Source organism: Cellulomonas sp. GbtcB1 (assembly GCF_019091725.1).
Taxonomy (GTDB): Bacteria; Actinomycetota; Actinomycetes; order Actinomycetales; family Cellulomonadaceae; genus Cellulomonas.
Genome location: NZ_JAGXJG010000004.1, coordinates 112,656 through 124,958, shown reverse-complemented (window position 1 = coordinate 124,958; position 12,303 = coordinate 112,656). Strand labels below are relative to the sequence as shown.

Annotated in this window: 9 protein-coding genes, 1 tRNA gene and 1 pseudogene; 7 read left to right on the top strand and 4 right to left on the bottom strand. The window is 74.7% G+C overall.

Annotated features, from left to right (window positions below):
* From KVT14_RS03060 to KVT14_RS03045, 4 genes and pseudogenes are all read left to right on the top strand, one after another.
* Nucleotides 1-650: pseudogene (locus KVT14_RS03060) on the top strand (hypothetical protein); the annotation flags it as partial.
* Nucleotides 651-691: 41 nt separating this feature from the next.
* Nucleotides 692-1,087: a ribosome silencing factor gene (rsfS, locus tag KVT14_RS03055; protein WP_158375428.1), complete on the top strand. Its 396-nt coding sequence runs from the start codon at nt 692-694 to the stop codon at nt 1,085-1,087.
* A complete protein-coding gene (locus KVT14_RS03050; RefSeq protein ID WP_217614304.1) occupies nt 1,084-1,779 on the top strand; it encodes a histidine phosphatase family protein in 696 nt (231 codons plus the stop codon). The genes rsfS and KVT14_RS03050 overlap by 4 nt, the downstream gene beginning before the upstream one ends.
* Before the next feature lie 87 nt (nt 1,780-1,866).
* Nucleotides 1,867-1,939 (top strand) — tRNA-Ala (locus KVT14_RS03045).
* An 85-nt stretch (nt 1,940-2,024) separates the two neighbouring features.
* Here KVT14_RS03045 and KVT14_RS03040 read toward each other — a convergent pair.
* Genes KVT14_RS03040 through KVT14_RS03030 form a run of 3 tightly spaced genes read right to left on the bottom strand, consistent with a single transcriptional unit; the run spans nt 2,025 to nt 6,864 of the window.
* Complete coding sequence (locus KVT14_RS03040) at nt 2,025-3,992, bottom strand: YjhG/YagF family D-xylonate dehydratase (RefSeq protein WP_217614303.1); 1,968 nt, start codon at nt 3,990-3,992, stop codon at nt 2,025-2,027.
* Complete coding sequence (locus tag KVT14_RS03035) at nt 3,989-4,882, bottom strand: dihydrodipicolinate synthase family protein (protein ID WP_217614302.1); 894 nt, start codon at nt 4,880-4,882, stop codon at nt 3,989-3,991. The genes KVT14_RS03040 and KVT14_RS03035 overlap by 4 nt, the downstream gene beginning before the upstream one ends.
* Before the next feature lie 5 nt (nt 4,883-4,887).
* Nucleotides 4,888-6,864: a right-handed parallel beta-helix repeat-containing protein gene (locus KVT14_RS03030; RefSeq protein ID WP_217614301.1), complete on the bottom strand. Its 1,977-nt coding sequence runs from the start codon at nt 6,862-6,864 to the stop codon at nt 4,888-4,890.
* A gap of 155 nt (nt 6,865-7,019) precedes the next feature.
* Between KVT14_RS03030 and KVT14_RS03025 the strand changes: the two genes are divergently transcribed.
* The gene (locus KVT14_RS03025) at nt 7,020-8,060 is read left to right on the top strand and encodes a LacI family DNA-binding transcriptional regulator (RefSeq protein WP_217614300.1); all 1,041 of its coding nucleotides are present in this window, start codon (nt 7,020-7,022) and stop codon (nt 8,058-8,060) included.
* Between the two features lie 36 nt (nt 8,061-8,096).
* On the opposite strand, the gene KVT14_RS03020 is transcribed toward KVT14_RS03025, so the two are convergent.
* Complete coding sequence (locus KVT14_RS03020) at nt 8,097-9,134, bottom strand: LacI family DNA-binding transcriptional regulator (RefSeq protein WP_217614299.1); 1,038 nt, start codon at nt 9,132-9,134, stop codon at nt 8,097-8,099.
* A 188-nt stretch (nt 9,135-9,322) separates the two neighbouring features.
* On the opposite strand from KVT14_RS03020, the gene KVT14_RS03015 reads away from it, so the two are divergent.
* Complete coding sequence (locus KVT14_RS03015) at nt 9,323-10,963, top strand: beta-xylosidase (RefSeq protein WP_217614298.1); 1,641 nt, start codon at nt 9,323-9,325, stop codon at nt 10,961-10,963.
* A 26-nt stretch (nt 10,964-10,989) separates the two neighbouring features.
* On the top strand, nt 10,990-12,300 hold the full coding sequence (locus KVT14_RS03010; RefSeq protein ID WP_217614297.1) for an extracellular solute-binding protein: 1,311 nt from the start codon (nt 10,990-10,992) through the stop codon (nt 12,298-12,300).
* Nucleotides 12,301-12,303 lie beyond the last annotated feature (3 nt).

Genomic DNA, 12,303 nt, shown 5'->3' with positions numbered 1-12,303 from the left:
CGTCGGCGACCGCCGCCGCGGGCGCGTCGGCTGCGCCCGGCACGGCGCCGGCCGCCCCGGGGCAGCAGCGCGCCGCCGGCGCGACCTCCTCGTGGACCGCTTCCGGCGCGTCCTGGCGACCGGTGCCCGGGGACGCCGCGTCGGCGGGCACCGGGACCACCGCCCTGCCGACGACCGGGTCCGCCGCCGCCCCGGGCACCGCCGCACCGGCCGCCCCGGCGAAGCAGGACCGGTCCAACGCCGGCCCCGCGCGCACGGCGCCCGCAGCGTCGGCCGCCACCGCCCCGGCGGCCCCCGCGCCGCAGACGACCGCCGAGGACGACGACGAGGCCCCCGTCCCGCAGTGGCAGAGCCTGTTGCGCGCGATGGCGCCCGCGCCGCTGCCCGAGGACGAGGCCGAGATCACCGACGCCACCGGCGACATGCTCCGCGGCGTGCACGCGGACGAGGAGATCGACGAGATCGACGAGCAGCCCGAGCGGCTGCGCAAGCCCCTGCCGTACACCTGGCTGCAGTGGATCATCCTGGCGGTCGTCGCGTTCGTGCTCGGCTTCCTCATCATCTTCGTCGCGAACACCGCGACCAACGGCGAGGGGCCCGACGTGCCCGCCGCCGCGGCGACGGCGCTGGACGCCGCGCCCGCACCCTGACCTGCAGCACCTGACCCACCCGAACCACCCCGAGGAGACCCGTGTCGGCCACCGACCGCGCGATCGAGCTCACCGTGGCGGCGGCCCGCGCCGCCGCCGACCTCAAGGCCCAGGAGATCATCGCCCTGGACGTCAGCGGGCAGCTCGTGCTGACCGACGCGTTCCTGATCGCCTCCGGCACCAACGAGCGGCAGGTCGGCGCCATCGTCGACGCCGTCGAGGAGTCGCTGCACAAGCTCGGCGCCAAGCCGCTGCGCCGCGAGGGCAAGTCCGAGGGCCGCTGGGTACTCATCGACTTCGGCGACGTCGTCGTGCACGTGCAGCACGCCGAGGACCGCACCTACTACGCCCTCGAGCGGCTGTGGAAGGACTGCCCCGTCATCGAGCTGCCGGCCGACGTGCACGGCACCCCCGAGGGCGACGAGGCGGGGGAGTGACCGCCGGGCGCGTCGTCCTCTGGCGGCACGGGCGCACCGCGCACAACGCCGCGGCGCGCCTGCAGGGCCAGTCGGACATCCCGCTGGACGACGTGGGCGTCTGGCAGGCCGAGACGGCCGCGGCCGCCCTCGCCAGCCGGTACGCCCCGACGCGGATCATCGCCTCCGACCTCGGCCGCGCGCGGTCGACGGCCGAGGCGCTGTCCGCGCGCACCGGCCTGCCCGTGCACACCGACCCGCGGGTCCGGGAGCGGTCGTTCGGCGACTGGGAGGGCATGACCTCGGCGGAGATCGCCGAGCGCTGGCCCGAGCAGCACGCCGCCTGGCGCGCGGGCCGCGAGCCGGAGCGCGTGGGCGCTGAGACCCGCGCCGAGGTCCAGGCCCGCATGGTCCGGGCGATCGAGGAGCAGGCGGGCGCGCTGGAGACCGACGACACCCTGGTCGTCGTGTCGCACGGCGCCGCGATCACCCTCGGCCTGGTCGGCCTGCTCGGCCTGCCGGCGGAGTGGAAGGGCGTCTCCGGCATGTCCAACGCCCACTGGGCGGAGGTCCAGCCCGGCCGCCCGGGCTCCGGCCTGGCGTGGCGGCTGGAGGCCCTGAACGTCGGCCCGGTGCACGCGTCGTCCGACTGGAACGCCGGCCCGGACCGTGTCGACCGCGGCATGGACGAGGAGGTCCGCGATCCGGCCTGACCAGCCGATTCGCATCTTCCGCCAGGTTCGATTAGAGTTCAGGACGCCCGCTCAGCGGGACGGGAGACGGCCGGAAGGCCTGATCACGGGGCTGTGGCGCAGCTGGTAGCGCACCTGCATGGCATGCAGGGGGTCAGGGGTTCGAGTCCCCTCAGCTCCACAACAGAAGCGGGCGAGAGCGATGAGCTCTCGCCCGCTTCGTCGTTCCTGGGACCGCCGAGGCGCTCAGGCGTGCGGGGTCCGGCCTACCGCTCCGCCAGCGCCGCCGTCCCCGCCCGCAGCACCTCGACGATCCGGTCCACGTCGTACACCGCCCCGCCCCACGTGCCGCCGCTGGCCTCCTGCAGCGCCGCCCACAGCCGGGTGTCGTCGGGCAGCTGCGGGTGCGGCGCGAGCCCGGGGTGCGGCTCACGGGCGGCGAGCACGCGGGCGCCCTCCTCGGGCGTGAGCGGCGCGGACGCGTCGCCGACGTAGTCGACGCTGCCCTCCAGCCCCGCGACGTCGACGCGGATCCGCACCAGGTCGCCGTCCCGGAGCCGCCCGATCGGGCCGCCGGCCAGGGCCTCCGGGCCGACGTGCCCGAGGCAGGCGCCGGTGGAGACGCCGGAGAACCGCGCGTCGGTGATCAGCGAGATGTCCCGCCCGTAGCTGAGGTGCTTGAGGGCGGAGGTGACCTGGTAGGTCTCCTCCATGCCGGTGCCGAGCGGGCCGCCGCCCATGACGACCATGACGTCGCCGGGGGCGACCTCGCGGGCCTTGATCGCGGCGATCGCCGTGGCCTCGGAGGTGAACACGCGGGCGGGGCCGAGGTGCTCGAAGACGTCGCCGTCGAGCCGGGCCGGGTCGATCGCGGTGGACTTGATGACCGACCCCTCGGGCGCGAGGTTCCCGGTCGGGAACGCGGTCGTCGGCATGAGCCCCCGGCGGCGGGCGGCGGGCGCGCTCATGATCACGTCGTCCGGGTCGACGCCCTCCTGGTCCCGGAGGACCTGCCGCAGGCGGGCGCGGCGCTCGGAGCCGGCCCACCAGTCCAGGACGGTGCCGAGGGTCTCGCCGGTGGCGGTGAGCGCGTCGAGGTGCAGCACGCCGAGGTCGCGCAGGTGCAGCATGACCTCCGGGGCGCCGCCGGCCAGGAACATCCGGACGGTGGGGTGCTGGATGGGGCCGTTCGGCAGCACGCTGACCAGGCGGGGGACCGCGCGGTTCACGCGCAGCCAGTCCGCGACCAACGGCCGCGGCACGCCCGCGGCGTGCGCGATGGCCGGCAGGTGCAGCAGCAGGTTCGTCGAGCCGCCGATCGCCGCGTGCACGGCCATGGCGTTCTCGAACGCCTCGGGGGTGAGCACGTCCCGGGTGGTGAGCCCGAGCGAGCGCTGCCGCAGCACGGCGAGCGCCGACTGCCGGGCGACCTCGGCCCAGACCGGCTCGCCGGACGGGGCGAGGGCGGAGTGCGGGAGCGCCAGGCCGAGGGCCTCCGCGATCACCTGGCTGGTGCCGGCGGTGCCGAGGAAGTGGCAGCCGCCGCCGGGGGAGGCGCAGGCGCGGCAGCCGGCCTCGGCGGCGTCCTCCAGGGAGAGCTCGCCGTTCGCGAACCGGGCGCCGATGGTCTGGACCCGCGCCAGGTCCTCGCCGCGGGTCGGGGGCAGCGTGACGCCGCCGGGCACCAGGACGGTCGGCAGGTCGTGCTGGGACGCCAGCGCCATCATCGTCGCCGGCAGCCCCTTGTCGCAGGTGGCGACGCCCAGGACGGCGGACCGGGTGGGCAGCGACCGGATCAGGCGGCGCATGACGGTCGCGGCGTCGTTCCGGTACGGCAGGGAGTCGAACATGCCGGTGGTGCCCTGCGACCGGCCGTCGCACTGGTCGGAGACGAACGTGGCGAACGGCAGCCCGCCCTCGGCCGCGACGGTCTCCGCCGCGGCCCGCACCTGGTCGACGAGCTCGAAGTGCCCCGAGTGCAGCCCGAGCGCGATCGGCTCGCCGGACTCGGACCGCAGGCCGCCGGCGGTCGACACGATCATCACCTGCGGCCCGAGCAGGTTCGCCCGGGGCCAGCCCATGCCGGCGTTCTGCGTCATGCCGAACACGTCGCCGCTCGGCGACCGGCGGAGCCCGTCCGCGGTCAGCGGCAGCCGCCCGGACGGCCCGTCGGCGTGCGAGCGCAGGGCGTAGATGCCGTCGTGCGGCTCCAGCAGCTGCTCCCAGGACGTCACGGCAGGTCCTCGAGCGTCGCCATCAGCGCGGCGAGCGCCTCGGCCTGCTCGGGGGTGGCCGGCAGGTGCGGGGCGGTCGAGTGGTGCTCGAGCCGGACCCCGCGGCCGACCATGCCCTCCTTGAGCAGTGGGAAGAACGGCGCGCCGAGCGCGTAGACGCCCATGAGCACGTCGATGCGCCGCTGCGCGGTGGCGATCGCGGCCGCGTCCCCGGAGTCGACAGCTCGCACGTACGCGGCGCAGTACTCGGGGTACAGGTTGGCCAGACCGCCGATCGCCCCGGCGCCGCCGGACGTCACGACGTGGTGCAGGTTCTCGTCGAACCCGGCGAACACCCGGAAGTCCGGGAACTCCGGCAGCAGCTCGGTGAGCAGCCGCCGGGTGTGGCCGACCTCGAGCACGGTGTCCTTGTAGCCGACGATGTTCGGGTGCCGGCGCAGCAGCCGGCGGGTCACCTCGGGGCCGAGGTCGTACCCGGTGCGGGCGGGGAAGTTGTAGAGGTAGAGGTCCCCGGGCACCTGGTCCGCGACCGCGGAGAAGTACGCCTCCACGGCCGCGTCCTCGAGCGCGAAGTAGTACGGGCTGACGACCATGACGGCGGGCGCCCCGGCGTCGAGCGCGTACCGGCTGAGCTCGACGGTGTCGTCGACCCGGAGGCACCCGGTGCCCACGATCAGGTCGCCGCGCGGCAGCACGTGCTCGACGGCGAGGTCGATCAGCTCGCGCTTCTGCTCGGGCCGCAGGGCGAAGAACTCGCCGGTGCTGCCCAGGAGCACGATGCCGTCGACACCGCCGTCCAGGATGTGCTCCCAGACGGCCAGGTTGCCGTCGCGGTCGAGGGTGCCGTCGGCGTGCAGCGCCGTCACGGCGGGGGCGTAGAACTGCGCCATCGCGATCACCAGACCCGGACGCGCGCGGCGCCGTCGTGGAGGCGGGCCAGCGGGCCCGGCGGGTGAGGGGTGCCGGGCTCCTTGCGGTGCCCGACCAGGTCGAGGTCCGCGACGACGGGGGTGCCGTCGGGGTGCTCGTAGGCGGCGCCGACGATCCGCACGTGCCCGAGGTCCGGGTGCACGACGTCGACGAGGGGCGCGGTGAGCGCGGCGGGCAGGTCGAGCTCCAGGTGCACCTCCGCGCCCTCGTCGACCACGCGCACGGCGGCGGGCCCGTCGACGACGCGGGCGTCCGTCTCGTGGGCGGCCGGGCGCGCGCCGTCGGCGTACGCGTTCGACCAGACGTACGCCGGCTGCCGCTCCAGGTGGAACCGCGAGTGGTCGCCCGCGCCGGTGCCGACGCCGATGCGCTCGGTGTACTCCGCCCAGGACCCCGGCGCCCCGTCGTAGGCGTGCGTGCCGTTCGACTCCGGCGGGAAGTCCGGCAGCAGCATCGGGGCGTCCGGCCCGTAGACGCCGTGCCGCGCGCCGACGAACAGGTTGCCGGCGTACCGGTCGTCGCCGCCGTAGACGAACGCGTACCCGGCGACCTGCGTGGAGTGCGGCACGTGGTACGGCGTGGCCCGGTCCAGCACCGGCTGCACCCGCAGCACGCCCAGCACGAGGTTGTGCAGGAACGCGGTGCCCTGGCTGAGCAGCTCGATCGCGATGGGGGAGGCCAGCACGTTGTGGTCGACGACCGCGGGGCCGTGGGCCACCTCGACGAACAGGTCCCGGATGTTGCGGTAGAGCAGGTTCCGGGTGACCCGCGCGCCCTGGGCCTGCCAGTCCAGCCAGATGCCGAGCGTGGTGTCGTGCACCCGGTTGTGCTCGACCGTCACGTCGATCGGGGCGTGCAGCTTGATCCCGGCGATCTCGTACCCGGAGAACGCGTGCCGGGTCCCGATGTGGTGGATGTGGTTGTCCTCGATGGCGGAGAACGCGCAGCCGAGGTGGCCGACGACGCCGTTCTGCCCGCAGTCGCGGATCTCGTTGCGGCGCACCACGTGGGAGCCGACCCGCTCGCGCTCCCAGCCCTGGTGCCGGGCGGTGAACACCGCCTCGAGCTGGTACTGGTAGCCCGGCTTGTCGCCGAGGACGAACGACTCGTTGTCGCCGCTCGCCGCGTCCTTGCCGAGGGAGACGCCGGCGCACGTCGAGTCGCGGATCAGGTTGTCCTCGATGACCCAGCCCCTGGCCCAGCGCGGCCCGATCAGCCCGAGCTGGTCCGCCGTGGGCGGGGCCCACGGGGTCGCGGCCTGCGCGAGCTCGAACCCGCGGACGGTGACGTAGTCGACGTGGGCGCGCTCGGGGGTGAACACCGACGGGCGGACGTTGATCTCGACCAGCTCGGCGGTCGGGTCGGCGCCGCCGAAGTTCGCCCAGACGGTCGTGACGTCCTCGCCGACCTCGGCGTACCAGACCAGGACGGTGCGGTCGGGGTCGACCAGCGGGGTGTCGAGCGCCGTCCACTGGTACCGGACGTGCGTGCGGCGCTCGGGGCGGTCGACGGCGCCGCGGTCGTGCACCTCGTCCAGCGACCGCCCGGCCAGGTACACGGCGCCACGGTGTACGAGCGGCTCGCCGGGGCGGGTGTGCAGCCAGTCCCCGGCGACCGGCTCGCCGAACGGGTTGAAGTCCCCGAACAGGCGGTTCGGGATCTCCGCGCGCCACACGTCGCCCTGCTCGCGCACCCAGCCGGTGACGACCTCGGCGCCGGTGATCACCACGTGCTCGCCCGGCGCCGCCTCGAACGTGATCCGGCGGTCGTCGGCGACGCCGCCGCGCGGCGGGCGCACCCACTCGCGGTAGGTGCCCGCGTGCACGCGCACGGTGTCGCCGGGGCGCGCGGCGCGCGCGGCCCGCTGGACGGTGCGGAACGGGGCGCCGGGGCTCCCGTCCGCGCGGTCGGAGCCGGTCACGGCGACGTGCAGCGTGGTCAACGGGGCGTCCTTCGGTCGGGGCGATCGGATGGCGCGCCGCGCGAAAGACTTTCCGCTCCGGTGCGTCCGTCTGCCGACCCTAGGGCTTGGAACGGGCGCATGGAAGGCCGATCGCGCGCTTCCGTCGCGGAAAGACTTTCGCTAGCGTGGCAGGCATGGCGACGACCGGACCCCGCAGGCCCACGCTCGAGCAGGTGGCCGGTGCCGCGGGCGTGTCCACCTCCACCGCGTCGAAGGTGCTGAACGGCCGGCCCGGAATCTCGCGCGCGACCCGGCGGCGGGTCGAGGAGGCGATCGAGTCCCTCGGCTACGCGCCGACGACCGGCCCGCGCGCGGGTGTCGCCCCGCTCGGCGTGACCGTGGTGTTCCGGACGCTGGCGGACGTGTACGCCCTGCGGGTGCTCGAGGGCGTGGTCGCCTCGGCGCGGGAGCAGGGGATCGAGGTCGTCGTCGACGTGCTCGACGCCGGCCCGCCCACCGGGGACGCGGCCCCGCTGTCGCCGGCCTGGATCCGGCGCCAGGCCGCCGGCGACCGCGCGGGGGTCGTCCTCGTCACGACGCAGCCCACCGTCGCGCAGCGCGACCTGCTGCGCTCGCTCGGCGTGCCCACCGTGCACATCGACCCGGTGAACCCGATGGACGACTCGACCGTGTCGGTGGGGTCGACGAACTTCTCCGGCGGCGTGCAGGCCACCCGGCACCTGCTGGAGCTCGGCCACCGCCGGATCGCGTTCGCGGGCGGCGCCCCGGAGTTCCTGCCCTCGGCCGAGCGGCTCCAGGGGTACCTGAGCATGGTCCGCGCCGGCGACGGGCAGGTGGACGACGCCCTGGTGCGGTCCCGCGCGCACACCTTCGAGGCCGGGCTCGCGATCGGCGACGAGCTCCTCGAGCTGCCCGAGCCCCCGACCGCCGTGTTCGCCGCCTCGGACTCGATCGCCCTCGGCGTCCTCGCGTCCGCGCAGCGGCACGGCCTGCGGGTGCCGCAGGACCTGTCCGTGGTCGGGTTCGACGACAGCTCCGCGGCGGCGTCGGCGGCGCCGCCGCTGACCACGGTGCGGCAGCCGGTGGTGGAGATGGGGCGCGTCGCGCTGCGCACCCTGCTGCAGCTGGCCCGGGGGGAGCGGGTGGACTCGCACCACGTGCAGCTGTCGACGGCGCTGGTCGTGCGGGAGTCGACGGCGCCGCCGGCGGGGTGACGCCGGGCCGGGCGCCCGCGTCGGCCCCGCGCCCCGTCAGGCGGGTGCCGGGCCCGTGCTGGCGCGGACGGTCAGGGACGTGGCCAGCTCGACCCGCGGGGACGCGGGGTGCCGGCCCTCCGCCATCGCGAGCACCGTCTGCACGGCCATCCGGCCCATGTCGCCGAGGTGCTGGTGCACGGTCGTGAGCGGGGGTGTCGTCCACGCCGCCTGCGGTGTGTCGTCGAACCCCGAGACGCTGAGCCGCTCCGGCACGGGCACGCCCAGCGTGTGCGCGGCGCCGAGCACGCCGACGGCGATCTCGTCGTCCGCGGCCATGATCGCCGTCGGCGGGTCTGCGGACGTGAGCAGCTCGTGGGCGTACCGGGTGCCGTTCTCCACGGTGAACTGGTCCGAGCGGACGAGGGTCGGGTCCGGCGCGATCCCCGCCGCGTCGAGCGCGGCCCGGTAGCCGTAGAGACGCTCGCGGGCCGCGTCGGAGTCCTCGGGGCCGCCGATCCACCCGATGCGGCGGTGGCCGAGGCCGATCAGGTGCTCGGTCGCCGCGCGGGCGCCGTCCCAGTTGCTCGACCCGACGCTGACCAGGTGGCGGTCCCGGGTCCCGACCGGGTCGACCATGACGAACGGCAGGGACGCGTCGGCCGCCGCGCGGATGAGGGCGTCCGGCCGGGAGAGCGTGAGCCCGACGACGCCGCCGACGCCGACCGCGAGCAGGTCGGCCACCCAGTCGCGGGCGACCGCCGGCTGCGTGCGGGCGTCCCGGTCGGGTGCCAGCCGGGTCAGCAGGTCCACGCGCTCGTCGGTCGCGGCCGCGAGCGAGCCCTGGAACACCCCGAGGATGTACGGCGACGCCGGCAGGTCGAACACGACGGCGAGCGCGCGGCGGTCGTGCGGGTGGGCCGGACCCGGTGCGGGGCGGTAGCCGATGGCGGCGACCGCCGCGAGGACGCGTTCGCGGGTCTGGTCGGACACGTCGTCGCGCCCGTTGAGCGCCTTCGACACCGTCGCCTTGGACACGCCCGCCGCCGTCGCGACGTCGGACAGGGTGGCGCGCCGCCCGGCCGCACTCGTCATGGCTCTCCCTCGACCCGAAACTGTTTCGCGATCCTACAACGGTCCCGTCACGGTGCCGGCTGGAACCGCCGGGGTGTTGCGCTCGGCGCGGTGCATCTCCTACGGTCACCTCACGATACAGGTTGCGAAACCGTTTCGACGCCAGCGGGCGGCACCGGAGCCGCCCGCGCCGACCGAAGGAGGTCCGCGTGTCTGTCGAGGCACCGCCGTCGACCCTGCTGATCGACCACCGCCCGCCGTCCGACCTGCCGCTGCGGCACGTCTGGAGCGAGTGCCTGGGTGCGGGCCGCGCCAACGAGGCGCTCCGCGTCGACTGGCAGGACCAGTTCCGGGAGGCGGTCCGTGTCCTGGGCGCCCGCCACGTGCGGTTCCACGGGGTGTTCCACGACGACATGTTCGTGTACCGCGCCTCGAACGGCGGCGGGTTCGGCCCGCCGACGCCGCTGGCCGAGCCGGTCTACACCTACGCGTACGTCGACAAGGTGTTCGACGCGATCCTCGACGCGGGCGCCCGCCCGTTCGTCGAGCTCGGGTTCATGCCCCGCGAGCTCGCGCGGGACACCGAGACGCTGTTCTGGTGGAAGGCGCACGGCAGCCCGCCCACGGACATGGGCGCCTGGGTCGAGCTGGTCACGACGACCGTCCGGCACTGGATCGACCGCTACGGCCCGGACGAGGTGCGGCAGTGGCCGTTCGAGGTCTGGAACGAGCCGAACCTGGTCCCGCACTTCTGGACCGGCACCCGGTCCGAGTACTTCGCGCTGTACGAGGCCACGGCCCGCGCCCTCAAGGCGATCGACCCCGCGCTGCGCGTGGGCGGTCCGTCGTCGTCGGTGTTCGTCGCGGACGCCCGCTACGACGGCGAGTACCACGACAAGTCGGTCGAGGCCGCGACCGCCGAGGCCGACGACCCGGACGCGCTGCCCTGGAAGCCGGTGTGGATCAACGAGCTCATCGCGTTCTGCGCCGAGCGCGACCTGCCGCTGGACTTCCTGTCCACGCACCTGTACCCGACGGACTTCGCGTTCGACACCCAGGGCCTGGGCCGGCCCATCAGCCGGAACCGCGACGCCACCCGGGACGACCTGCTGCACCTGCGTGAGCTGCTCGCCGCCAGCCCGTTCCCGGACGCGGAGGTGCACGTCACCGAGTGGTCGACGTCGCCGTCCAGCCGGGACCACATGCACGACACGCTGTTCGCCGCGACGTACATCACCCGGGCGTTCCTGCAGTGCCAGGACCTCGCGGACTCGATCGCGTACTGGACGTTCACCGACGTCTTCGAGGAGGGCGGCGGCGGCATCGGGCCGTTCCACGGCGGCTTCGGCTTCGTCAACGAGCAGGGCCTGCACAAGCCGACCTTCCACGCGATGGCGATGCTGAACCGGCTGGGGAGGAGGATCCTCGCGCAGCACGAGCACGGCGTCCTCACCGCGACCGCGGACGGCGGCGTCGCCGGGGTGTTCTTCAACTACCCGGACTCGATGGGCGACCGGTCCGTCGGTGGCGCGACCAGCTACGCCGCCGCCCGCCGCCACCTCGGCGAGGGGCCCGCGCGCCGCGTCGCGCACACCGTGTCCGGGCTGCGACCCGGCACCTGCTACCGCGTCGAGATCCTCGACTGGGAGCACGGCAACGTCGCCGAGGAGTGGCACCGCCGCGGCGAGCCGCTCAACCTCAGCCGCCGCGACGTCGCCGAGCTCGCCGCGGTCGCCGACGGCCTCGACCGCCGCACCCTCGTCGTCGCCGACGACGGCGTCCTGACGATCGACCTCGAGCTGCCGGCCTGGGCCGTCGCCTCGATCAGCCCCGCCCCCACCACCCGCTGACGCGGGAGAAACCGAGAGGACCTCCCATGAGGATCACCGCGAAGTCCGCCGGCGCTGTCGCCTTCGCCGCCGTGTCCACCCTCGCCCTCGCCGCGTGCGGCGGCGGAGGCGGCGGCGCGTCCGAGGAGGCCGGCCAGGACAACAAGCCCGACAAGCTCACCGTGGCCGCCTGGATGGACTTCCCCGCCGAGCTGCTGGACTCCTTCGAGGAGGAGACCGGCATCGAGGTCGTCGTCAACCGGTTCCCCGACGGGGCCTCGGCGCAGACCGTGCTGCGCAACGGCCTCTCGTCGGACGGCGCCGGGCTGTCGGACGTGCACCTGGTCGAGCTCGACTGGTGGACCGAGATGATGGCCGTGCCCGAGGACTGGGCCGAGCTGCCCGAGGTCCCGGACCGCTGGGTCGACTGGAAGGTCACGCAGGGCTCGGTCGACGGCACGATCACCGGCTACGGGACGGACATCGGCCCGCTGGCGATCGCGTTCAACCAGGACATGCTGGCCGGCACCGGGCTGGCCACCGACCCCGAGTCGTTCGGGGAGCTCATCGGCGGGGACGCCGCGACCTGGCAGTCGTTCCTCGACGCGGGCCGTGAGTACGTCGCGGTGAGCGACAACTGCTTCGTCGACTCGCTGACCAACGCGTTCCAGGCGGCGATCAACCTGCTGCCGGCGGCGTTCGAGGACCCGGAGTCGGGCCTGCCGTACGACCTCGCGGACAACACCGAGGTGAAGGACCTGTTCCTGATGTTCGCCGACGCCGCCGAGGACGACGTCTCGGCCGGCATCGCGATCGGGCACGCCGACTGGGGCGCCGGGTTCCAGAACCGGCAGTGGGCCTCCGTCGTCACCCCGGCCTGGATGACCGGGATCATCGCGGAGAACGCCGACGGCGTCGACGGCTGGCGGATCGCCAGCACGTTCCCCGAGGGCGGCGGCAACTGGGGCGGCTCGTTCTTCGCGGTCCCGTCGACCGGTCCGAACACCGCCTGGGCGATCGAGCTCGCCGACTACCTGACCACCCCGGACGCGGCGATCGACTGGTTCGACGAGACCGGCCAGTTCCCGTCGCAGCTCGAGGCGATGTCGGCACCCGAGATCGCCGAGGCCGAGAACCCGTTCTTCGGCGACCAGCGCGTCGGCGAGATCTACGGCGACCTCGCGGCGGCGGCGGGGGACGCGGCGGCCGGCGGGTTCCGAGGCGAGAACTTCGCGGGCATCCAGACCCTGGTCACGGACGGCATCCGGCTCGTCGAGTCGGACAGCGCCACCGCGGAGCAGGCCTGGGCCTCGGTGGTCGCGGACTTCGACGCGCTCGGCTTCGAGACCGCGGACTGAGCG

Bases quoted from the DNA above. Each gene is read 5' to 3' on its own strand.
- KVT14_RS03010 (WP_217614297.1), top strand. From the start codon at position 10,990: ATGAGGATCACCGCGAAGTCCGCCGGCGCTGTCGCCTTCGCCGCCGTG.
- KVT14_RS03025 (WP_217614300.1), top strand. From the start codon at position 7,020: ATGGCGACGACCGGACCCCGCAGGCCCACGCTCGAGCAGGTGGCCGGT.
- KVT14_RS03035 (WP_217614302.1), bottom strand. From the start codon at position 4,882: ATGGCGCAGTTCTACGCCCCCGCCGTGACGGCGCTGCACGCCGACGGC.
- KVT14_RS03020 (WP_217614299.1), bottom strand. From the start codon at position 9,134: ATGACGAGTGCGGCCGGGCGGCGCGCCACCCTGTCCGACGTCGCGACG.